15 protein-coding genes and 1 pseudogene are annotated in these 23180 nt (G+C 69.9%); 5 read left to right on the top strand and 11 right to left on the bottom strand.

Annotation, left to right across the window (positions count from 1 at the left end; translation table 11 throughout):
- Nucleotides 1–2 precede the first annotated feature (2 nt).
- The gene (locus ACTWP6_RS14760) at nucleotides 3–986 is read right to left on the bottom strand and encodes an Acg family FMN-binding oxidoreductase (protein ID WP_443188074.1); all 984 of its coding nucleotides are present in this window, start codon (nucleotides 984–986) and stop codon (nucleotides 3–5) included.
- 127 nt (nucleotides 987–1113) lie between these two features.
- On the opposite strand from ACTWP6_RS14760, the gene ACTWP6_RS14755 reads away from it, so the two are divergent.
- The gene (locus tag ACTWP6_RS14755; protein ID WP_443188073.1) at nucleotides 1114–2631 is read left to right on the top strand and encodes a bifunctional aminoglycoside phosphotransferase/ATP-binding protein; all 1518 of its coding nucleotides are present in this window, start codon (nucleotides 1114–1116) and stop codon (nucleotides 2629–2631) included.
- Here ACTWP6_RS14755 and ACTWP6_RS14750 read toward each other — a convergent pair.
- The 5 genes from ACTWP6_RS14750 to ppsA form a co-directional block, all read right to left on the bottom strand.
- Nucleotides 2595–4913: a heavy metal translocating P-type ATPase gene (locus ACTWP6_RS14750; RefSeq protein ID WP_443188072.1), complete on the bottom strand. Its 2319-nt coding sequence runs from the start codon at nucleotides 4911–4913 to the stop codon at nucleotides 2595–2597. The genes ACTWP6_RS14755 and ACTWP6_RS14750 overlap by 37 nt on opposite strands.
- A 1-nt stretch (nucleotide 4914) precedes the next feature.
- Complete coding sequence (locus tag ACTWP6_RS14745) at nucleotides 4915–5793, bottom strand: universal stress protein (protein ID WP_443188071.1); 879 nt, start codon at nucleotides 5791–5793, stop codon at nucleotides 4915–4917.
- A gap of 40 nt (nucleotides 5794–5833) precedes the next feature.
- Entirely contained in the window at nucleotides 5834–6646 is an 813-nt protein-coding gene (locus ACTWP6_RS14740) for a universal stress protein (RefSeq protein ID WP_443188070.1), read from the bottom strand.
- Nucleotides 6647–6674: 28 nt separating this feature from the next.
- On the bottom strand, nucleotides 6675–7109 hold the full coding sequence (locus ACTWP6_RS14735; RefSeq protein ID WP_443188069.1) for a hypothetical protein: 435 nt from the start codon (nucleotides 7107–7109) through the stop codon (nucleotides 6675–6677).
- 61 nt (nucleotides 7110–7170) lie between these two features.
- The gene (gene ppsA / locus ACTWP6_RS14730) at nucleotides 7171–9450 is read right to left on the bottom strand and encodes a phosphoenolpyruvate synthase (protein ID WP_443188068.1); all 2280 of its coding nucleotides are present in this window, start codon (nucleotides 9448–9450) and stop codon (nucleotides 7171–7173) included.
- A gap of 168 nt (nucleotides 9451–9618) precedes the next feature.
- On the opposite strand from ppsA, the gene otsB reads away from it, so the two are divergent.
- Entirely contained in the window at nucleotides 9619–13563 is a 3945-nt protein-coding gene (otsB, locus tag ACTWP6_RS14725) for a trehalose-phosphatase (protein ID WP_443188067.1), read from the top strand.
- Here the strand turns inward: otsB and ACTWP6_RS14720 are convergent.
- Genes ACTWP6_RS14720 through ACTWP6_RS14700 form a run of 5 tightly spaced genes read right to left on the bottom strand, consistent with a single transcriptional unit; the run spans nucleotide 13556 to nucleotide 18084 of the window.
- The gene (locus tag ACTWP6_RS14720; protein WP_443188066.1) at nucleotides 13556–14062 is read right to left on the bottom strand and encodes a hydrogenase maturation protease; all 507 of its coding nucleotides are present in this window, start codon (nucleotides 14060–14062) and stop codon (nucleotides 13556–13558) included. The genes otsB and ACTWP6_RS14720 overlap by 8 nt on opposite strands.
- Nucleotides 14059–15360, bottom strand: a complete 1302-nt coding sequence (locus tag ACTWP6_RS14715) for a Ni/Fe hydrogenase subunit alpha (protein ID WP_443188065.1) — start codon at nucleotides 15358–15360, stop codon at nucleotides 14059–14061. The genes ACTWP6_RS14720 and ACTWP6_RS14715 overlap by 4 nt, the downstream gene beginning before the upstream one ends.
- Entirely contained in the window at nucleotides 15357–16145 is a 789-nt protein-coding gene (locus ACTWP6_RS14710; RefSeq protein ID WP_260757372.1) for an oxidoreductase, read from the bottom strand. Before ACTWP6_RS14710 ends, ACTWP6_RS14715 begins: the two co-directional genes overlap by 4 nt.
- A complete protein-coding gene (locus tag ACTWP6_RS14705) occupies nucleotides 16146–16985 on the bottom strand; it encodes an FAD/NAD(P)-binding protein (RefSeq protein ID WP_443188064.1) in 840 nt (279 codons plus the stop codon).
- Nucleotides 16978–18084 carry a 4Fe-4S dicluster domain-containing protein gene (locus ACTWP6_RS14700; protein ID WP_443188063.1) on the bottom strand — a complete coding sequence of 369 codons (1107 nt, stop codon included), beginning with the start codon at nucleotides 18082–18084 and terminating at the stop codon, nucleotides 16978–16980. The genes ACTWP6_RS14705 and ACTWP6_RS14700 overlap by 8 nt, the downstream gene beginning before the upstream one ends.
- A 102-nt stretch (nucleotides 18085–18186) precedes the next feature.
- Here ACTWP6_RS14700 and ACTWP6_RS14695 point away from each other — a divergent pair.
- The 3 genes and pseudogenes from ACTWP6_RS14695 to ACTWP6_RS14685 all read left to right on the top strand — a co-directional run bounded on the left by ACTWP6_RS14695 (nucleotide 18187) and on the right by ACTWP6_RS14685 (nucleotide 22952).
- Nucleotides 18187–20244: pseudogene (locus tag ACTWP6_RS14695) on the top strand (erythromycin esterase family protein).
- Nucleotides 20241–21185, top strand: a complete 945-nt coding sequence (locus ACTWP6_RS14690; RefSeq protein ID WP_443188062.1) for a 1-phosphofructokinase family hexose kinase — start codon at nucleotides 20241–20243, stop codon at nucleotides 21183–21185. Before ACTWP6_RS14695 ends, ACTWP6_RS14690 begins: the two are co-directional and overlap by 4 nt.
- 57 nt (nucleotides 21186–21242) lie before the next feature.
- Nucleotides 21243–22952, top strand: a complete 1710-nt coding sequence (locus tag ACTWP6_RS14685; protein WP_443188061.1) for a GAF domain-containing protein — start codon at nucleotides 21243–21245, stop codon at nucleotides 22950–22952.
- The last annotated feature ends 228 nt before the right edge of the window (nucleotides 22953–23180 follow it).

Below are 23180 nucleotides of genomic sequence, written 5' to 3'. Positions count from 1 at the left end.
GCTCAGTCCCTGACCTGGAGGACGTCCGAGACCGCACGGCGAGGGGTCGGCGGTTCGAGCCCACGCTCGGCAGGGGCGGAACCCACGCGGATCAACAGCTGCGGAGAACTCTGCGCGCCGGTCAGCCCCGCGACGGTCTTCCGGCTCTCCGCGATCTCGGTCAGGTGGGACAGCGTGCACGTCGCCAGTCCCACCATGGTCGCGTCGAGGAGGAACGACGAGAGCATCTCCCCGCACCGCAGCAGACTGTCCCGATCGTCATCCCCGGTCGACAGCACGACCACCTTGGCGCGGTCCTCGGTGATCTCCGCGCGCCGGTCACCGTGACCCGCGGGCGGGAAGTCGCGGCCGATGTCGGTGTCATCGCGCTCAGCCGGGGACAGCAGCGCCGACGACGGAATCCCCTCGGCCACCTCGACATCGGCGGTCCACCCGACGAGTTCGGCGTGATAGTCGGAGTCGTAGCGCCGTGCCGCCCTGGTCAGCTCCGAGGCCTTTACGAGCGCGGCCCGCGCCTCGTCGGGGAGGACGTGCAGGGACACCCCGGCGGTGCCCGGCGCCTGGGCGAGTTCCCGCAGAAATCCGTCCCAGTCGGGCGGTTCGGCGAACGGCAGCCGATCGGTGTGCCGGCGCAGGATGGCATCGGCACGGCGGCGGTGGGCGTCGGTGACGAAATCCATGGGGCTGAAGTCCACGGACGCCAGGTGGTCGCGGTTGTTCGGGTTCGGGAACCGGTCGGTGTCGGCCCGCCAGCCCGCCGCCGCCATGGCCACCCGGAAATGGTCGAGCGCCGCTCCGCAGCTGATCACCAGCTCCCGCCCGGTGGGGTCGGTGTGCCGCGGGGCCGCGGCGTCGTCGAGGAAGAGCATCACCGCCACACCGTCGGTGACCCACCGCCACGGCTGGCTGTTGTGCAGGGACGGCGCGCGGGAGGCCAGGGCCACGGCGTCGGTGATGACCTCGATGTCCACGGCCGTGTCGCGCATCTGAAAACCTCCGTCCGGCCCCTCCACTGTGACCGGAGCCGGTCGGAGCGTCCAGGGCCAATGGTCCTCAGCGCCGGGACCGGGTGGCCCTGCCGGCGCGCGGCGGTGCTGAAGCAGAATCACCGCCATGAGCGGCATGCCCTCGACGGCCCTCGGCGACCTCGGCGCCGAAGTACACGAGACACATACCGGCCTGGTCGCGCTGGTCGGGGGCCGGGCGTTCAAGGTGAAGAAACCCGTGGTCACCGATTTTCTCGATTTCAGCACCCAGGACCGGCGGGAGGCCGCGTGCCGGCGTGAGGTGGAGCTGAACCGTCGGCTGGCGCCCTCGTCGTACCTCGGACTGGGGCAGTTCCAGTCGCCGTCGGGCGACACGGAACCTATGATCGTGATGCGCCGGTACCCCGACGACGAACGGCTGTCCGCGCTGGTGCGCGCCGGCGCCCCGGTCGAGCGGTGGCTGGTGTCGATAGCCGAGGTGGTGGCGCGGTTCGACGCGCGCGCCGAGCGCGGACCGGCGATCGACCGGGAGGCCACCCCGGCGGTGCTGACCGCCCGGTGGCAGCAGAACCTCGCGGAGTTGCGGCGGCACGCCGGCACCGTGCTGTCCGACGAGTCGATCATCGAGATCGAGCGGTTGGCGATGCAGTACCTCGCCGGTCGTGAGCCGCTCTTCGCGGCCCGGGTCGCCGCGCACCGCGTCGTTGACGGCCACGGCGATCTGCTCAGCCAGGACATCTTCTGCACCGGTGAAGGTCCGATGCTGCTGGACTGCCTGGAGTTCGACGACCGGCTCCGGTATGTCGACGGGATCGACGACGCGGCGTTCCTGGCCATGGATCTGGAGTTCCTCGGCCGACCCGATCTGGCCGCGCTCTTCCTCGAGGAGTACTGCCGCCGGGCCGAGGATGTGGCGGCACGCTCGCTGCACCACTTCTGTATCGCCTACCGCGCGACCGTGCGCGCCAAGGTCGATTGTGTGCGGGTCGATCAGGGACATCCCGACGCCGCGGCCGACGCCCGGCTGCACCTGTCGATCGCGCTGGCGCGTCTGCGGTCGGCGAGTGTGAAGCTGGTCGTGATCGGCGGGGGGCCGGGCACCGGCAAGACGACGGTGGCCCACGGGCTGGCCGAGAAGATCGGGGCGCAGGTGATCTCCACGGACGAGGTGCGGCGCGAGCTGATCAGCAGTGGTGAGATCGAGGGCCGGTCCGGTGAACTCGGCACCGGTCTCTATGCGCCCGAGAAGATATCGGCGGTGTACGACGAGGTGCTCTACCGGGCGCGCACCTGGCTCGGCGCCGGGCACCCGGTGGTGGTGGACGGGACGTGGCGCGAGGGCGGTCACCGGAGCCAGGCGCACGCCGTGGCGGCCGAGACGTACTCGCCGATCATTGAATTACGTTGCGCGCTAACGACTTCCGAAGCGAAACGACGCATCGCGGACAGGACCGGGTCGGCGTCCGACGCCACCCCGCGATGGCAGCCGAGCTTTCCGGCCGGGAAGCGGACTGGCCGGGCGCGCACCGGGTCGATACCGCGGGAGCGCCGGCCGACTCGGTGGCCGAGGCCTACCGGGTGTACGTCGGCCTGTAGCCACCGGCGGCCTCACCGATCGGCGTCCTCCTGCGCCAGCGTGAAGTAGTTCTCCTCCTCCTGGGCGAAGTGCAGCCGCAGCAGCGCGTGCAGGCCGTAGAGGCACGCCAGCAGGTCGTCGACCTGATAGGGCTGGATTCCGCCTGCGGTCTCGGCCAGGTGCACGTGGGTGCCGATGCGGTCGGACAGGCGCTGGATCTCGGCGTGCATCCGGCTCATGGTGGCGGTGGCCTCGCCGCTGCGCAGCGGTGCCGCCAGCGCCGGATACAGCTCGGTCTCCTCGGCGCGCTCGTGCGGCAGGATCCGGTCGGTGAGCAGCGTGTAGCACTGCCGCACCGACTCGTATGCGGCCGCGTCGGCGCCCGCGGCCAGCCGGTCCGCGCTGTCGCGGATTTGTCCGACCGCATCGCGAAGCTCCTCGTGCTCGGCGGCGAACCCGTGCAGCATCGTCTCGGTGCGGGCAGCCACGTCGACCCTGGTGTGCGGGTTGTGACGCAACGCCCGCAGCGCGTTGAGAATGACCGCCACGTCGATGCCCTCCTGCAACAGCGCGCCGGCCGCGGGCGGCAGCCAGCCCATCGCGGCCGCGGCCATCGCCACCAGGGACAGCGACATACCCACGACCGCGCTCTGCACCGCGATGCGCCGCGACCACCGGGCGATGTCCATCGCGTCGGCGAGACGGTCCAGGCGATCGCTGGTCAACACGATGTCGGCGGCCTCCGACGACGCGGTGGCCCCCCGCGCACCCATCGCGACCCCCACCGTGGCCGCTGCCAGCGCGGGGGCGTCGTTGATGCCGTCGCCGACCATCACCGTGATCGCGCGCGTGCGCTCCCGCTGCACCGCGGCGACCTTGTCGGCGGGGGTCTGCTGGGTGTACACCTCGTCCAGGCCGAGCACGGTGGCGACCTCGCGGGCCGGTTCGGGCCGGTCGCCGGTGAGCATCACCAGGCGATCGAACCCGGCTTCGCGTAAGCGCCGCATCGTCCGGGGCGCCTGACGGCGCAGCGGATCCCGCAGCAGTACCGCACCGACCGGTTCTCCGTCGGCGCACACCCACGCCAGCGCGGCGCTGTCCAGGCGCGCCCGGTTCACCGCGCCCTGCGCCCACTCCGATCGCGCGGCGTCGTCGCCCAGTTTGCCGACGCTCACCCGCCGGCCATCCAACACCGCACTGACCCCCCGCCCGGGCTGCTCCGCGGCCTCGGCCGGAAGCGACAGCCGCAGGCCGCGGGCCAGTGCCTCCGCGACGATGGCTTCGGCCAGCACGTGGGGGGAGACCTGATCGACCGAGGCCGCCAGGCGCAGCACCTCGGCGGTGTCGGCGCCCGGAGCCGTGACCACGTCGACGACCTCGGGTCGGCCCATCGTCAGCGTGCCGGTCTTGTCCATCACCAATGTGCTCGCGTGGCCGAGGTTCTCCAGGGCGCCGCCGCTGCGGATCACCACCCCGGACCGGGAGGCGCGGGACAGACCCGACACGATCGCGACCGGAGCGGCCAGCAGCAGCGGGCACGGGGTGGCCACGACCAGCACCGCGACGGCCCGCACCGGCGACCCGCTGACCAGCCACGCGATGCCCGCCATCGCCAGCGCGAGCGGCAGGAAGTAGGCAGCGTAGCGGTCGGCGAGCCGTACCACCGGCGCGCTCTCGGCCCCGGCCTGCTGCGCCAGCCGTACGACCCCGGCGTAGGTGCTGTCCTCGGCCGTCGCCGTGACGCGCAACGCGAACACGTCGCCGGCGTTGACCACTCCGCTGCGCACGGCGTCCCCGGCGGGGCGTTCCACCTGGAGGGATTCGCCGGTCAGCGCGGACTCGTCGAGCACCGCGACGGACTCGATGACGCGTCCGTCCACTGGCACTACGTCTCCGGGGGCGATGACCAGGATGTCGTCCACCACGACATCGCCAATGGGGATCACCTCGACCTCGTCGCCGGTGCGGCGCCGAGCGAAGCGGGGCGCCCGTTCCAGCAGCGCCTTGAGATCCCGCAACGCCCGGCGCGAGGCCGCGGCATCCAGGGCGCGGCCGCCGGCCAGCATCACCGCGACCAGCGCACCCGCGAGATACTCGCCGACCAGCAGCGTGCCCCCCAGCGACAGCACCGCGATCAGGTCGACGCCGAGGCTTCCGTTGCGCAGTGCGAGCAGCACCCACAGCACGGCGGGCACGATCGCGATGGCCGTCCCGGCGGCCCAGCAGAGGTCGGCGACCCGGGGAGCCCCTGACAGCCACGCCACTCCGCCGGCCGCCAGTGCCCCGACGGTGAGAACGGTCAACGTGGGCTCCAGGAGGGGGCGCCAGCGGGACGGCTGCACGCCGGGCATCTCAGCTGCGCACGACGGCGACCGGCGCGAGCGCCGACTCGGCGACGGCGGTGCTGACCGAGCCCAACAGCAGACTCGCGACGCCGCCGCGACCGCGGCTGCCGACGACCACGAGCTGACACTGCCGGGACTCGTCGATCAGCCACCGGGCCGGCTTGTCGCACACGATCCGGCGCCGGACGTGAACGTCGGGATAGCGCTCCTGCCAGCCGGCCAGCCGCTCGGCGAGGATCTCGTGTCCCTGCTGCTCGTACTGCTGCCAGTCCATCCCGAGGATCGGGAAGACGGCGACGTCGCTCCAAGCGTGCAGCGCCACCAGGTCGGCGCCGCGTCGGGAGGCCTCGTCGAAGGCGAACGCCGTGGCCTTCTCCGACGCCGGGGAACCGTCGATGCCGAGCAGCACCGGCAGTGTGCCGCTGTCCTTCTGCACCACACCCTCTTTGGTGATCACGACCGGACACCGCGCATGGTGCAGCAGTGTGCGGCTGACCGACCCCAGCACTGCGCCGCCGACCGGGCCCAGCCCACGACTGCCGAGCACCAGCACGTCGGCGTGTTTGGAGGCATCGGTGAACTCGGGCACGATGCCGTCGTGGCGGAGCTCGACGTTTACCGCCAGCGGCGCGCCGTCCGGCACCGCTGCGGCCAGGATCTCCTGGGCCTGCTTGAGCACCCGCTGGGCGTTGTCTTCCTGCCAGTCATAGAAACTCGACACGACCGTCTCGATCGGCCACGTGACCACGATCGGCGACACGACGTGCATCAGTGTCACCGGGCGCTGACGCAGGACCGCTTCCTGGGCGGCCCACCGCACCGCCGCATGCGACTCGGATGAGCCGTCGACGCCGACGAGGATCCCGAGATCGGTGGCTTCGCGCATGGCTGTCTCCTTGTGTGTTGGGCGGGTGTTTCGGAAACCATCAGGACCGGACGACGAGCGCCGAGGACGCGCCGTGCCGCAGCGCGGAGCGGCCGTGGCCGACGATCTGTGCGACCTCGTGGGCCTCGTCGTCACCGATCACAGCGAGAAGTACGGGTTCGTCGTGCTTTTTCAGGAAGTGCGCGACGTCGGCCCGGTCGGTGATCGGATACACGTGCACCTGCGGGTAGCGCTGATGCCAGGGACGGATTCGTTGTTCGAGTGCGTCAGTCGACGCCGCCGCCTCGCTGTCGCCCAGAACCAGCACCGGAGCATGACGCAGTGCCGCCTCCTGCAGCGCCTGCTCGATGACGACGCCGTTGTGGGGACGGTCGTTGACCGCGACGATGATCCAGCTCGGTCCGTCGGTGCTGTCACGCGGCCGAGGCCGGATCACCGCGACCGGGCAGCGGGCCTTCGCGGCCACGTCCGCGGCGGTGGAGCCGAGAATCGAACGGGCGTACCGGCCGATGCCGACCGAACCCACACACACCATCTGCGCATGCTCGGACAGCGAGACCAGCGCCTGTGCCGGCGGTCCGTCGGCGATCGCGGTCTCGACGTCCACGGATTCACCCGCGGCCTCCGCGAGAGCCTTTGCCTCACGCAGACTCTCACGACCCCGGCGCACGTCCTCGGCGTACTCGCAGGCGTACTCGGCGGCGTTGCGGTGGACCGGCTTGGTGACGTAGACCAACCGCAGTGCGGTCCCCCGTGCGGCGGCTTCGTGCACCGCCCACAGCGCAGCGCCCAGCGCCGCCGCCGAACCGTCGACACCGGCGACCACGGGCATGGAGCTGTTCGCGGTTGTCATCGCGTTCTCCGTTCGCAGAGTGTGATTCTCACGTTAGGGAGCCGCGCGGAACCGGCCTAGGGCCATTGGTCCTTGCAGGGTGACTGAACCGCGCGGCGCGCCGGTGCACCCGGTGGGCACGCCCACGGGTGCGCAGGGGCTCGTCGGCCACATGCACGGGTTCGCCGTAAAACATCGTCTTGGTGACATCGACCAGGACCAGGTAGCCGAGGGTCAATACCGCCAGCGCGGCGAAGAACTGCCAGGGAAGTGGCGTGAATCCGAGGTGGGGGCCCAGGGGTGAGATCGTGAGCGCGACACCGACTACGATTGCCGACGCGGTGGCGACCACCAGTGCCGGGGAGGGTCTGCTCTGAGTCGGCGAGATGCGCGCGAAAATCGTCGTGCGTCGGACCGCCGCTTCGAGCTCGTGGTCGTCGAGGTGCTCCAGGTCGGCCCCGGTCAGTGTTCCGGTGGAGGTCAATCTCAGTTCGGCGCGAGGGCCTCGGGGACCGACACCGTCGCCACGCGGTCCCGGTCGACCGTCACCGTGCGGAGGCGAGCAGGATCCGCCGCTCCGCGGCGGCGATCACCCGGCGGGTGGCATCCACGGCGTCGGGGTTCACCGACACCGAGGTGATGCCGAGCCGCACCAGGTGCTCGGCGAACGCCGGGTTGGTCGACGGCGCCTGACCACAGAGTGACGAGGTGATTCCGAACTTGTTGGCGGTCTGGATGATTCGCCGGATAGCATGCAGCACCGCGGGATCGGATTCGTCGAACAGTTCGGCACACACGTCGGAATCCCGGTCGACGCCGAGCAGCAGTTGGGTCAGGTCGTTGCTGCCGATGGAGACCCCGTCGATCCCCATGCCGATGTACTCGGGCAGCCAGTGCACCACCGACGGCACCTCGGCCATCACCCAGCGGTGCACTCCGCGTTGGCGGCCCAGCGGGCTCGCATCGACCAGCGACAGGCACTCCTCGAGCTCCCACCGGGTGCGCACGAACGGGATCATCAGCGCGACGTTCGGCGATTGCTCCCGCACCCGGGCCAGCGCCTCCAGCTCGAGCGCGAACAGTTCTGGTTCCTTGATGTAGCGGTAGCAGCCGCGGAACCCGATCATCGGATTGTGTTCCACCGGTTCGTATTCAGCGCCGCCCAACAAGCCGCGGAACTCGTTGCTGCGGAAGTCGGTGGCGCGGTAGACCACGGGCCGCGGAGCGAACGCCGCGGCGATCCTGCCCACCGAGGACACCATCTTCTCGACGAGGCTCTCCTGTTCGCCGTGCGCGATCAGGTCACGGGGATGGCGACCACCGAGCGCCTCGGTCAGCATGAACTCGGCGCGCAGCAGTCCGACGCCGTCGACCGGCTGGGCGGCAACGGTTTCCGCGCTCTCCGGCATCGCGAGGTTCACGTACACCCGGGTTCCGGTGACCTCCCCTGTCGCCGCGACCGGCGCGGAGCGTTCGGCCACCGTGACCTGCGGTGCCTGCTCGACGCGGCCCGACACCACCTCGCCGCGGGCGCCGTCGACGGTGACGGTGGTGCCGTCGTGCAGGTCCCGGGTCCCGGTGCGGGTGCCGACGATGCAGGGGACCCCCAGTTCGCGTGCCACGATCGCGGCGTGGCATGTCATGCCTCCGGTGTCGGTGACCAGCGCGGCCGCCCGCCGGATCGTGGGCAGCCAGTCCGGGTTCGTCATCTGCGCGACCAGGATCTCCCCCTCCTGCAGGCGGTGGCCCTCGTCCGGTGTCTGCAGCACCCGCACCTTGCCCGACGCGATGCCCGGCGCCGCGGCCAGCCCGCGGGCCAGCACCACGTGCTCGGCCCGGGCCGGCGGGGTGGTGTGCCCGAGCGTGGTGATCGGCCGGGCCTGCACCAGGTAGGCGGCGCCGTCGGCGATGGCCCACTCGGTGTCCTGCGGACAGCCGTTGTGGCGCTCGGTGGCGATCGCCAGCTCGGCGATCGAGTGCAGCTCCCCGTCGGTCAGCACCCGGGATGCCGCCGTGGCGTCGTCGAGCGGCACGCGCGTGTCGGTGCCGTCCTCACCCCGCACAATCTTGAAAGCCTTGTTGCCCAGCCGGACGTCGATCGGTTGCATGGTGTCCTTGGAGACCACGTAGGTGTCGGGTTCCACCGCGCCGGAGACCACCACCTCGCCGAGACCGAACGCGGCTTCGATCACCACGCGGTCCCGTGCGCCGGTGCTCGGGTCGGCGGTGAAGGCCACACCTGATTTGTCCGAGTCGACCATCTGCTGCACCACCACGGCCATCGCGGGATCGCCGAGGAAACCGCGGCTGGCCCGGTAGGTGATGACGCGCGGACTGAACAGCGACATCCAGCACCGCGTCACCGCGGTGACGAGTCCGTCGTCGCCGGTGATGTTGGTCAGGGTCGCGTTCATCCCGGCGAACGACGCGTCGGCGCCGTCCTCGCCGGTGGCCGACGAGCGCACGGCGACCACGGTGCCCGGGCCCATCGCGTGATAAGCCGCCAGCATCGCCGATCGGGTGGTGTCGTCGACGCCGGCCTTGCGCACCAGGCCCTGCATGCGCTCGCAAAGCTCACCGAGCCGCGTGGTGTCGGCAACGTTGTCGAGCGCCTCGCGATGCAGCGCCGCCAGCTCCGCCTCGACGCCGCCGGCGCGCATGGAGTCCCGGTAGCAGTCGCGCAGCAGGACGAAACCCGGCGGCACGGGGAGTTTCGCGGCGACGAGCTCGCCCATGTTGGCGCCCTTGCCGCCGGCCTCCTCGGCGTCACCGATGGTCAGGGCCGAGATGTCGCGCAGGTGGGAGTGGCGGGTTCCTGAGTCCATGGGTCAAGCCTGCACCCCCACCGTCGCCCCGGCGTAGCGTGTGAGGTCGCTTTCGTCCGGGCCGAAAGTCCTTAGTTGGTAGGGGCTTAGGTCCTCTCTGGGACACTCAACCGCGGAAAAGGACTTCGTCCCCTTCCGGGACGGGCTCCGGCGCGCTGGCATGAGGAGATGGGGCTGCCGGTGTTCATCGATCCGCGCCATCACGACGCGGTGCTCTTCGACATGGACGGGGTGGTGACCGACACCGCGGCGCTGCACGCCGCCGCGTGGAAGGCCACATTCGACGACTTCCTCAGCCGGCGGTCCGCCGCGCCGGGCGAGGATCTGTCCGCCGCGACGGACCGGGATTTCTGCGACTTCATCTCCGGCAGAAAGCCTTTCGATGCGGTGAAGGGATTCCTGGAGAGCCGCGGGATCGCCGTCCCGGACGGCGCGCCGGAGGGACTGGACGAGGCCAGCGTCTGGGGTCTGGTTCACCGCCGCCAGCAGCTGTTCGCCGACATGCTGGCCGACGGGGTGCCGGTGTTCGCCTCGACCGTGGACCTGGTGCGCCGGCTGTTGGCGGCCGATATCGCCGTGGCGGTGTTCTCGACCAGCCGTGACTGCGCCGAATTGCTGGATGCTGCAGGTGTTTCTGACCTGTTCCCCGTGCGGGTGGACGGCGTCGTGGCCGACGAGCTGGGCTTGCCCGGTGAACCCGATCTGGCGATGCTGCGGGAGACCGCCAAGCGGCTCGGGGTCCATCCGGGGCGCTGCGTCGTCGTCGACGACGGGCTCGCGGGAATCACCGCCGCGCGTGAAGGCGGCTTTGCGTTGATCATCGGGGTGGACCGGGCCGACCGCGCCGAGGACCTGCGCCGCTGTGGTGCGGACGTCGTGATACCCGATCTGGTCGCGGTCACCGTGCGCGACAACTATCGGCACATCTCCGAACTGTCCGACGCGCTGCTGTCCTACAGCGAGATCGTGCCACTGGCCGAGACGCGAACTCCCGCCGTGCTGCTCGATTTCGACGGCACGCTGTCAGACATCGTCGGGGATCCGGCCGGGGCGACGCTGATTCCGGGGGCCCGGGCGATGCTCGAAGCGCTCACGGCACGCTGCCCTGTCGCGGTGATCAGCGGCCGCAGCCTGGCCGACATCCGGGACCGGATCGGGGTGCCCGGCATCTGGTACGCCGGCAGTCACGGGTTCGAACTCTGCTCCTCGGACGGGGTGCGTCACGACAACGAAGCAGGTCTGGAAGCCGTGCGCGTGCTCGCCGGTGCCCTGGCCGAGCTGCGCGGGCGGGTCGGCGGGGTCGACGGCGTGTTGATCGAGGACAAGCGGTTCTCGATCGCCGTGCACTATCGCAACGTCGACCCCGGTTCGGTCGACGACGTCGTCGCGGCGGTGCGGATCATCGGTCAGCGTCACGGCCTGCACGCCGGCGGCGGGCGCAAAGTCATCGAGCTGCAACCGGATACCGGCTGGAACAAGGGCAAGGCGGTCGAGTGGATCCTCGACCGCATCGACGGCGACGAACTGCTACTGCCCGTGTACATCGGTGACGATCTCACCGACGAGGACGGCTTCGACGCGGTGCGCCTGCGGGGGATCGGCGTGGTGGTCCGCAACGCGGAATCGGGGGACCGCCGGTCCGCGGCGCGGTTCGCCCTTGACGGGCCAGAAGCCGTCTGCCGCTTTCTCACCCGGCTATCCGATCAGCTCGCCGTCGAACAGGACATCACCAACGATCCGTGGATGCTCACGTTCGGCGGCTATCTGCCCGACGACGAGCGGCTCCGGGAGGCGCTGTGCACGCTCGGCAACGGCTACCTGGCGGCCAGGGGCGCCGCGCCCGAGTGCGGTGCCGGGCGGTCCCACTACCCGGGCACCTACGCGGCGGGGATCTACAACCGTCTCACCGACGAGATCTCGGGCACCACCGTCGACAACGAGAGCATGGTGAATCTGCCCAACTGGCTGCCGGTGACGTTCCGCATCGACGGCGGGGAGTGGTTCGACATCGACGCGGTCGAACTCACCTCCTACGTCTGCACGCTGGACCTGCGCCGCGCCACCCTGACCCGAGAGTTCGTGATGCGGGACGGGCAAGGGCGGATCACCGATGTCCGGCAGCGCCGGCTGGTGGCGATGCACCGGCCGCACGTGGCGGCGATGCGGACCACCGTCCATGCCGAGAACTGGTCCGGGAGACTGGAATTCCGTTCGGTGATCGACGGAGGGGTGGAGAACCTCGGAGTGGAGCGGTACCGGGACCTGTCCTCGCGGCACCTGGCGGTCGACGGTCTGCGCGAATTGTCCGATGACGCCGTGCTGTTGGAGGCGCAGACCGGTGAGTCGCAGATCCAGGTCGCGGTCGCGGCACGCAACCGCCTGACCGGAGGGGAACCCGCGTCGGTCGCCCGCGCGATCATCCGGGACGACACCCGGATCGGCCACGACATCGCCGTCGAGGTCACCGGCGGTCGTGCCGTCACACTGGAGAAGGTGGTCGCGGTGTACACCAGCCGCGACCATGGCATCTCCGGGCCGGTCACCGCGGCCGAGCGTGAAGTGGCCGCCACCCCCGGCTTCGACGAACTGGAGGAACGGCACCGGCTGGCGTGGGCCCACCTCTGGGAGCGGTTCAACGTCGACATGGGACACGACCCCGATCTGTTGCGCCTCGTGCGCCTGCACCAGCTGCACCTGCTCCAGACGCTGTCCCCGCACACCGCCGATCTCGACGTCGGCGTGCCGGCGCGGGGACTGCACGGCGAGGCCTACCGGGGCCACGTGTTCTGGGACGAGCTGTTCGTCTTCCCGGTGATGAACATGCGGTTGCCGAAGGTCACCCGCTCGCTTCTGCTGTACCGCTACCGGCGGTTATCCGAGGCCCGACGGGCTGCGTTCGAGGCGGGGTTCGCGGGGGCGATGTTTCCGTGGCAGTCGGGCAGCGATGGCCGCGAGGAAAGTCAACGGCTGCATCTGAATCCGCGGTCGGGTCGGTGGAACCTCGACGCCAGCGCCCGCGCCCACCACGTGGGCCTGGCCATCGCTTTCAACGTCTGGCAGCACTATCAGGTCACCGGAGACATCGGGTTCCTCATCGACTACGGCGCCGAGATGCTGGTCGAGATCACCAAGTTCTGGGTCAGCGCCGCGAGCCTGGACCCACAGCGGGACCGGTATGTGATCCGCGGGGTGATCGGCCCGGACGAGTTCCACTCCGGTTATCCGGGCCGGGAGTACGACGGAATCGACAACAACGCCTACACCAACCTGATGGCGGTGTGGGTGATCATGCGGACCCTGGAGGCCCTCGAGCGGTTGCCGCTGTCCTACCGGCTGGCGCTTCTGGAGACGGTCGGGGTCGGTGACGAGGACCTCGCGCAGTGGGAGGACGTCAGCCGGCGGATGTTCGTGCCGTTCCACGATGGCGTCATCAGCCAGTTCGAGGGTTACGAGCAGCTGCGCGAACTGGATTGGGAGGCGTACCGGAGCCGCTACGACAACCTGCAGCGGCTGGACCGCATTCTCGAAGCCGAGGGCGACAGCGTCAACAACTACCAGGCGGGCAAGCAGGCCGACACGTTGATGCTGTTCTACCTGCTGTCCGCCGACGAGCTGTACGAGTTGTTCGACCGCCTCGGCTACAACTTCGTGCCCGATCAGATCCCGGCCACCATCGACTACTACCGGCAGCGCACCTCACACGGGTCCACCTTGAGCGCGGTGGTGCACTCCTGGGTGCTCGCCCGCGGCAACCGTCGCCAGGCCATGCACTACTTCCGTCAGGTGATGGCCTCCGACGTGGTCGACATCCAGCGCGGCACCACTCCCGAGGGCATCCATCTGGCGGCCATGGCGGGCAGCATCGACCTGTTGCAGCGGTGCTTCACCGGGCTGGAGCTGCGCCGTGACCGGATCGTGGTCGGCCCGCTGTGGCCCGAGCCGCTGGGCAGGCTGGCCTATACGTTCCGCTACCGCGGGCACCGGCTCAGGTTGACGGTGTCGGGGCGGTCCTCGACGCTCAGTGCAGAACCCAGTGACGCCTCGCCGGTACTGGTCGAATGCCGGGGCCAGTCACAGAATCTCGTCGCCGGTGGCACGGTGGAATTCACTTGATGACCGGGCTGACCCGGGTGCTGGCGGTCCCTGACACGATCCCGGCGCAAGGCTGCCCGTCCCGAAGTTCGGACACCACCGCGGCAACCACCGTCGGCACCGCCGCTGTGAGCGCGGAGCTCAGCCCGTCACCGAATGCCACCTCGGCCGCGTCGACGGCGAGCACCACCAGCCGCCGCGGCGCATGGCCCAGAACCTGCCCGAGCGCATAGGCCGCGGGCAGGCCGAGTGCGTGGGAGCTCACAGGAGCGCCCGTGCGGCCGTCGCCGGGCGTCCAGCGCCGGATCCGGCCGGGGATGGCGTCGTCGCAGGCGGCCGCGTCGACCACCACAGTCAGCTCGGTCCCGTCCCACGCATCGATCATCTCGGCGGGATCATCGGCGGCGACCATGACCCGCACCCCGCCGAGTGACAGCTTGCCAACCTCGGCGGCGACGACCGGGCCGATGCCGTCGTCGCGACGGAACGGGTTGCCCACTCCGATCACCAACGCGTTCAACGGCGTTCGACCGTCAGCGTGAGAAAGTGCGCGGCGCAGGAGATGCACGGGTCATGGTTGCGGATCGCCTTCTCGCACAGCGAGGTCAGCGCGAGGTCGTCGAGGTCGAGGTTGGCGCCCACCAGCACGCCCATCTCGTGTTCGAGCGCGGCCTGGTTCTGTGCCGTCGGGGGCACCATCGTGGCCGCGCGGATCAGGCCGTCGTCGCCGATCTCGTAGCGGTGGTAGAGCAGTCCGCGCGGCGCCTCGCTCGCGCCGTGCCCGACCCCGGCGCGGGCCGGCACGTCAACGTGCGGACGCGGAGGCGGTTGGTAGCTGTCGATGATGCGCAGTGCCTCGTCGAGCGCGTACACCACCTCCACCGCGCGAACGACGATGCTGCGGAACGGGTTACGGCAGGTCGCGACGAGACCGGCGTCCGCCGCGGTCTGGGCTGCCAGCGGGGACAGGCGTGCCGAGTTCAGGGAGTACCGCGCCAACGGGCCGGTCAGGTAGCGGGCGCCGTCCAGGGTCGCGTGCAGCGCCGTGGAATGCGGCACCTGCGATTCGACGACGTGGTCGCCGAATTCGCGGACGTCGAACGACGGTCCGGAGCTGCGTGCGACTGTCCCGTTCTCGATCGGGTAGCGGTCGGTGGCGGTCAACGCCAGGAACTCGTGGTCGAACTCGGCGTCCGGATAATCGAGCCGCGCGACGTAGTGCGCGGTGTGCAGCGCGTCGTCGAGGGCGCGGCGCAGCAGCTCGGCCAGCGGCCGCAGTTGTGCACGGGACGGCACGGAGTAGAAGCCGCCCAACCGCACGTTGACCGGATGGATGGCGCGGCCGCCGAGCTGCTCCATCAGCCGGTTGCCGGCCTTCTTCAGCGCCAGCCCGCGCTCGACGAGCTCGGTGTGGTCCCGGGCCATCGCGACGATGTCGGGGTAGCCCAGGAAGTCGGGCAGATGCAACAGGAAGATGTGCAGGGCGTGGCTGTGGATCCACTCGCCGCAGTACAGCAGCCGGCGCAACGCCACCAGCTCGGGGTCGACGGTCACAACGCAGGCGTCCTCGATGGCGTTGCACGCGCTGACCTGGTACGCCACCGGGCAGATGCCGCACACCCTGGCGGTGAGGTCGGGCGTCTCGGTGTAGGAGCGGCCGCGCAGGAACGCCTCGAAGAACCGCGGCGGTTCGTAGATGTTGAGTTCCACGGTGTCGACCACACCGCCGGTCAGCGTGACGTTCAGCGCACCCTCACCCTCGACCCGGGTCAGTGCCCCGACGCGTAGGGTGCGGCTTCCGTTGTTCCCGGCGCTCACGGCTCGTTGCGCTCGGTGTCGGTGCGTGCGGTGTCGTTGCGTTGGCCGGCGAAGCGGGTGACGTTGAACGTGCTGAACACCCGCTCGACGTCGGGGCCCGACATCCCGTCGCGGCGCAGCACCGGGATCAGCGCCGCGGTGTTCGGCGTAGCGGCCGGGCCGAAGCAGCCGTAACACCCTCGGGACAGCGACGGGCACAGCGCGCCGCAACCCGCGTGTGTGACCGGGCCCAGGCACGGGGTGCCGTCGGCGACCACGACGCAGGTGACACCGCGGTTCTTGCACTCGGTGCACACCGTCTTGGCGGGCAGCCGGGGTTTCCTGCCGACCAGCAGCGCCGCGAGGGTGTCGAGCAGTTGTCCGCGGTCGATCGGGCACCCCTGGAGCTGGTAGTCGACCGTGACATGCGCCGAGGCGGGCGTCGAGGTCGCCAGGGTGTCGATGTACTCGGGTTGCGCGTACACGAGCGAGGTGAACTCGTCGACGTCGGCGAAGTTGCGCAGCGCCTGGATCCCGCCCGCGGTCGCGCACGCGCCGATCGTCACCAGGATCTGCGATTGGGCCCGGATCTCGGCGATCCGCCGCGCGTCGGCCGCGGTGGTGATCGATCCCTCGACCAGAGAGACGTCATAGGGGCCGGCGGCGATCGCGCTGGACGCCTCCAGGAACGTGGCGATCTCTACCTGCCCGGCGAGGGTCAGCAGCTCGTCTTCGCAGTCGAGCAGCGTCAGCTGGCAGCCGTCACACGAGGCGAACTTCCACACCGCGAGCCTGGGGACACTCATCTACAGCTCCTCGACCTGCAGCAACGGCCCGACGACGTCGTAGCCGACGACCGGACCGTCGCGGCACAACAGCAGCGGGCCCAGCTGGCAGTGCCCGCACCAGCCGACGCCGCACTGCATGTTGCGTTCGACTGAGAGTTCGATAGCGTTCGGCGCCAGTCCTTTTCGCAGCAGCTCGGCGGCTGCGCCGCGCATCATCATCTCCGGCCCGCACAGGAATGCCGTCGTGGTGTCTGGGTGCAGCGGCAGCCTGCGCAGCGGCTCGCAGACGTTGCCGGTCTCGCCCTGCCAGCCCTGCACCGGCACATCGACGGTGACGTGCACGTCAATGACCCCTTGCCGGCTCCAGCCGTCGAGCTCGTCGGCGAACAGGAAGTCCTCGCGGGTCCGCGCCCCGGCTATCAACGTCACCCGGCCGAACCGGTGCCGTTCGGCCAGCGCGACGCACACCACCGGCCGCAGCGGCGCCAATCCGACTCCGCCCGCGACGATCACGAGGTCGCGGCCGGTGGCGCCGGCCAGCGCCCAGCTGGTGCCGAAGGGTCCGCGCAGGCCGATCAGCGAATTCGGTTCGGCATCGTGGAGGGCCCGGCTGACCGCGCCTACGGCCCGCACGGTGTGGGCGACGGTCTGATCCGGCGGATCCGGCAGGCCGCTCACCGAGATCGCGATCTCGCCGATCCCGAACGCGTACATCATCATGAACTCGCCGGGCGCGGGCGGGGGCAGCGCGGCGTCGACCGGCGTTAGACGCAAGGTCGCAGAATCGCGGTTCTCGACGACACGGCTGACCACGCGGTAGGGGACCGGCGTCATGGCGGTGCGGCCGGTCTCAGTCATCGCCCGGATCCGCCAGTTCCGACAAGGTCGTCATCTCTTCGGTGATGTCGATCCCGGTGGGGCACCACGCGATACAGCGTCCGCAGCCCACGCAGCCCGAGGTGCCGAACTGATCGTGCCACGTGCCCAGTTTGTGGGTCAGCCAGTGCCGGTACCGCGACGACCCGGACTGCCGCACGCTGCCCTCGTGGACGAACGTGAAGTCGAACTCGAAACACGACGCCCACGTCAGCCACCGTTGGGCATGCGTGCCGGTGAGGTCGGTGACGTCTTCGGTGCTGGTGCAGAAGCAGGTCGGGCAGACCATGGTGCAGTTGCCACACGTCAGGCAGCGGGACGCGACCTCGTCCCAGTGCGGTGACTCGCGGGAGTCCGCGAGCAGGTTGCGCAGGTCACCGGCCGGCATCTGGCGGCCCATGTGGTGTGCCGCCTTGGCGACACTGTCGCGCGCGCAGTCGATTTCGGAACTGTGCGGATCGCGGTGCGACACCCGGCGCAGCACGTCGGCGCCGGCTTCGCTGGCCACGTCGACCAGGTAGCGGCGGCCGTCCTGTCCGGTCTGTTCGGTCAGGGCCAGATCGTAGCCGGGACCGGCGCCGGGGCCGGTGCCCATCGAGGCGCAGAAGCACAGACCTCCCGGTTCGGTGCAATTGACCGCGACGACGAACGCGCGTCCGAGGCGCTCGGCGAAACTCTGATCCGGATGGGTGCTCCTGCCCAGCACTCTGTTGAGCACGGCGATCGCGGCGAGGTCGCAGCCACGGACCCCGAGGAACGCGTAGCGCACCGGCGGGTCCTCGCTGTCGGCGCCGCCCGGCCCGGAACTCCAGATCTTCTGCCGGGGCGGATGCAGGAACTGTTTCCACGATTGCGGACCGGCCGAATGGTTGAACACCGCGTCGTCGTCCCGGCGGCGCAGCCGGTAGTGTCCCGGAGCGACGTCGACCCCCCACCCGGCCGGCAGCTCGTCGGCGCTGTCGATCTCGGCGAGCACGATCGCACTGCCGGACACGGTCGGACCCACCACCCGGAATCCCATGTCTTTGAGCGCGGAAACCAGCTGCTGCAGCCCCGCGGACTCGATCACCGCGACCTCCATGCCAGCCATGGTGCCCCTGGACGGCCTCCGGTGCCGATGGTTGACCAAAGAAGTGACTTTGTGCCACAGATTCGGGACCGGGACGGTGGGTAGCGTCCCTTCATGACGATTGCACGACGCGCCGTGAGCGGCGGGCCCAGACGAGTGTTCCGCGATCGCCGCGAAGCGGGGCAGGTGTTGGCCGGTCTGCTCGGCGGATACCGCGGCCGAGAGAAACATCGTGGTCCTCGGGTTGGCCCGGGGCGGCATCCCGGTGGCTTGGGTAGTGGCCGCGGCACTGGGCGCACCGCTGGATGCGTTCATTGTGCGCAAGCTCGGCGCGCCCGGCCACGACGAGTTCGCGATGGGCGCGCTCGCCAGCGGCGGCAGGGTGGTTGTCAACGACGACGTGGTGCGCGCGTTGCGGGTGTCGCCCCAGCAGCTGCGGGACGTGGCCGAGCGGGAGGGCCGGGAACTGCTCCGTCGTGAGGCGGCCTACCGCGGCGGACGGCCGCCGCTCGAATTAGCCGGTAAGACGGTGATTCTCGTCGACGACGGGCTCGCGACCGGGGCGAGCATGTTGGCCGCTGTGCAGGCGCTGCGCGAGATGGACCCGGCCGAGATCGTCATCGCGGTGCCGGCAGCCCCGGAATCCACGTGCCGCGAGTTCACCGGCCTCGTCGACGACGTGGTGTGCGCCTCAATGCCGACGCCGTTTCTCGCAGTGGGGGAGTCGTTCTGGGACTTCCGGCAGGTCAGTGACGACGAAGTGCGCGAACTTCTCCAGACCCGACCGTCGGGACGGGCACGGCGCGGATCCGGCTGGCCGAGTCTCCCGCGGAGATCCTCGGCCGCTGCGCCGTGAACGCCCCCGCGGGTGTGCCGCCGCGGGAGGCGCTCGACGAACTGATCGGTGACGCGCGCGTCGTGCTGATCGGCGAGAGTTCCCACGGCACAAGCGAGTTCTACGACGCCCGCGCCGAGATCACCAAGTGGTTGATCGAGGAGAAGGGTTTCTGCGCGGTGGCCGCCGAGGCCGACTGGCCCGACGCCTACCGGGTGAACCGCTATGTGCGCGGGCAAGGCGGTGACGGCTCGGCCGAAGAGGCGTTGAGCGGCTTCGAGTGTTTCCCGGCGTGGATGTGGCGCAACACCGTGGTGCGGGATTTCGTCGGATGGCTGCGGGCAAGCAATGCCGAGCGCCGCGCGCACGGCAACCGGGAGGCGGGCTTCTACGGACTGGACCTCTACAGCCTGCACCGGTCCATGCGCGAGGTCGTCCACTTCCTGGACAACGTCGATCCTGCTGCGGCGCAGCGGGCACGCGAGCACTACTCCTGCTTCGACTACACTTCGGCCGACGACGGTCAGGCCTACGGTTTTGCCGCCGCGTTCGGTGCCGGTCTGTCCTGCGAACGCCAAGCGGTCGAACAGCTCGTCGAACTGCACCGCAACGCCCTGGAGTATGCGCGCCGCGACGGGATGCTCGCCGAGGACGAACTCTTCTACGCCCAGCAGAACGCGCAGACGGTCCGTGACGCGGAGATGTACTACCGGAGGATGTTCGGTGGCCGGGTCACGTCATGGAATCTTCGCGACCGGCACATGGCCACGATACTGGAGGCGCTGCTCCGCCACCTGGACCGGCATCTGGAACAGCGCGGCGGTACCGAACCGGCGCGGCTCGTGGTGTGGGCGCACAACTCTCACGTCGGCGATGCCCGGGCCACCGAGGTCGGTGCCGACGGCCAGCTGACTCTCGGGCAGCTGGCACGCGAGAGCCTCGGCGAACAGGCCCGCCTGATCGGCTTCACCACCTACGCTGGCACCGTCACAGCGGCGAGCGAGTGGGGTGGGGTCGCCGAGCGCAAGGTGGTCCGCCCGGCGCTGAACGGCAGTGTGGAAGAGCTGTTCCACGAGGTCGACCGTCCCGAGTACCTGGTGTCGCCCCTGATCAGCCGCGCCGCCGCCGAACCGTTGGACGACGTCCGGCTCGGGCGCGCCATCGGGGTGATCTACCTGCCCGCCACCGAGCGGCAGAGCCACTACTATCACGTCCGGCCCGGCGAACAGTACGACGGGATCATCCACATCGACAAGACCACCGCGCTGGAGCCGCTGGAGGTCACCAGCGTCTGGGTGGCCGGCGAGACTCCCGAGACCTACCCCACCGGTCTATGAGCGGCTCGGCGATCGTCACGTTGACGATGAACACCGCGCTCGATGTCACCGCCGAGGCCGACGAAGTCGTTCCGACCGAGAAGATCCGTTGCCGCGCAGAGAGATACGACGCGGGCGGCGGCGGGGTCAACGTGGCCCGCTTCGCCCACGCACTCGGTGCGTCGGTGTCGGCGGTGTTCACCGCCGGTGGCTCCACCGGTGCGCGGGTCATCGATCTGGTGCACGCCTCCGGCGTACCGGAGGACCCGGTGCTCATCGACGGTGCGACGCGGGAGAGCTTTACCGTCAACGAGCGGGTCAGCGGCAAGCAGTACCGCTTCATTCTCCCCGGGCCCGTCCTGAGTGCAGGTGAACAGGCGCGGTGCCTCGAGGCGCTTCGGCGCTCCGCGAGGTCCGCGCAGATCGTCGTCGCCAGCGGCAGCCTGCCACCGGGGGTGCCGCCCGATTTTTACCGGCGGGTCGCCGACGTCTGCACGGCTACAGGCGTTTTGCTGATTCTGGACACGTCCGGGAGCGGGCTGAGCCATGTCACGTCCGGAGTCCACCTGCTCAAGCCCAGCGTCCGTGAGCTCCGCGAGTGTGTCGGCAGACCGCTGGCAACGGAACCGGAGCAAGTCGCCGCCGCCCGCGAACTCATCGACCGCGGCGTGACGAAAGCGGTGGTGGTGTCGTTGGGTTCGCAGGGCGCGCTGCTGGTCACATCCACTGATGGCGAACGGTTTCCGGCGCTGCCGGTCACGTCGGTCAGTGGTGTGGGCGCGGGCGACGCCATGGTCGCCGGCATCACCGTCGGCCTCGCCCGCCGTTGGCCGCTGGAGCGGGCGGTGCGGTTCGGGATGGCGGCGGCCACGGCGAAGCTGCAGACCCCGGGCACCTCGGTGTTCCACCGCGACGACGCCGAGCGGTATTTCCGGGCGCAACTATCACATTCGGATGCCTGACACGGGGATTCGGACCGATGTTGCACGTTTCGTCCGCACGGATGGCACCATGGTGGCGTGACCCGCAAGGGCAAGCCGGCCGCCGAAACCGGCGCGCGTCCGCTCCGCGACACGCTGTCTCAGCTTAGGCTTCGCGAACTTCTCAACGAAGTGCAGGACCGTGTCGAGCAGATCGTCGAAGGGCGCGACAGGCTCGACGGGCTGCTGGACGCCATGCTGGTGGTGACGTCGGGGCTGGAACTCGACGAAACATTGCGCACAATCGTACGAACCGCGATCGACCTGGTCGACGCCCGCTACGGCGCGCTCGGGGTGCGCGGACACGACCACGAGCTGGTCGAGTTCATCTACCAGGGCATCGACGAGGCCACCAGGGAGAAGATCGGGCACCTCCCCGAGGGACGCGGCGTGCTGGGTGTGCTGATCGACGATCCGAAGCCGATCAGGCTCGACAGCATCTCGAAGCATTCGGCCTCGGTCGGGTTCCCCGAACACCATCCACCGATGCGGACGTTTCTGGGCGTACCAGTGCGTATCCGCAACGAGGTGTTCGGCAATCTCTACCTGACGGAGAAAGCGGGCGGGCAGCCGTTCAGCGAGGACGACGAGGTCCTGGTCCAGGCGCTGGCGGCCGCGGCGGGCATCGCCATCGAGAACGCCCGGCTCTACGAACACTCCAAGATCCGGCAGTCCTGGATCGAGGCCACCCGCGACATCGCCACCGAGATGCTCTCCGGCGTCGATCCCGCGAAGGTCTTCCGGCTGGTCGCCGACGAATCGCGGCACCTCAGCGGAGCGCAGACCACCTGGGTCGCGGTGCGTCCCGACCTCGATGACCTGGAAGGCCCGGTCGACGAGCTGGTGGTGGCGGCGACCGCCGGTGACAGCCCGGTGAGCACCTCGACCGCGATCCCCATCGCGGACAGCCCGGTCGGGGACGTCTTCGCGACCGGGACGCCGCGCCGCTTCGACGAGCTGGACTTTCAGCACTCGGGGCCCGGACCCGCGCTGGTGCTGCCGCTGCGGACAGCCGAGACGGTCGCCGGCGTGTTGGTGGCGGTGCGGCCCCAGCCGGCGCCGCCGTTCAACGGCGACGATCTCGACATGATGGCGGCGTTCGTCGACCAGGCGGCTCTGGCCTGGCAACTGGCCAGCACGCAGCGGCAGTTGCGCGAACTCGACGTGCTCAGCGACCGCGACCGCATTGCCCGCGATCTGCACGATCACGTGATCCAGCGCTTGTTCGCCGTCGGACTGGCGCTGCAGGGCACGATTCCGCGGGCCCGCGCCGCCGACGTCCAGGAACGACTCACCGAGTGCGTCGACGACCTGCAGCAGGTGATCCAGGAGATCCGCACCGCGATCTTCGATCTGCATGGCGGTCAGGGCGGCAGCACCCGGTTGCGGCAACGGCTCGACGAGGCCGTCGCCCAGTTCACCACCCCCACGTTGCACACCACGGTGCAGTACAAAGGACCGCTGTCCGTGGTCGACGGGGTGCTTGCCGACCACGCCGAAGCCGTTCTCCGCGAAGCCGTCAGCAACGCGGTCCGCCACGCCGCGGCCACCACGCTCGACGTCAGCGTCACCGCCTCGGACCAGCTGTGCATCGAGGTCGTCGACAACGGCCGGGGTATCCCCGCGGACATCACCGGAAGCGGGTTGAACAATCTGCAGCAGCGGGCGGTCGAGGCCGACGGCATATTCACCGTCGACCCGGTGCCCTCCGGTGGCACCCGGCTGCGGTGGTGTGCGCCGCTGCGGTGAATCACCCCTTCGCGCACGCTTTTTGGTGCGTCATCGTGTCAGTGCTGCCTGCCATAATCGAAGGTATGTTCGAGGGTGTCGAGCCGCGGGAGCTTATCGATGCGATGGGTTCGGCGGCGCGTGCCGAGTCGGCGGCGATCGCGCAGCGGCTTGAAGCTGTGGCTGTGTTGTTCCACTGTCGCCAGCGCGATTACGCCGATGCCGGCTTTCATCACACCGACGTGTATG

This window comes from Mycobacterium sp. 4D054 (assembly GCF_052245755.1).
Lineage (GTDB): Bacteria > Actinomycetota > Actinomycetes > Mycobacteriales > Mycobacteriaceae > Mycobacterium.
Note: the sequence above shows the minus strand (reverse complement) of the source record. Positions and strands in the feature narration are given on the sequence as shown.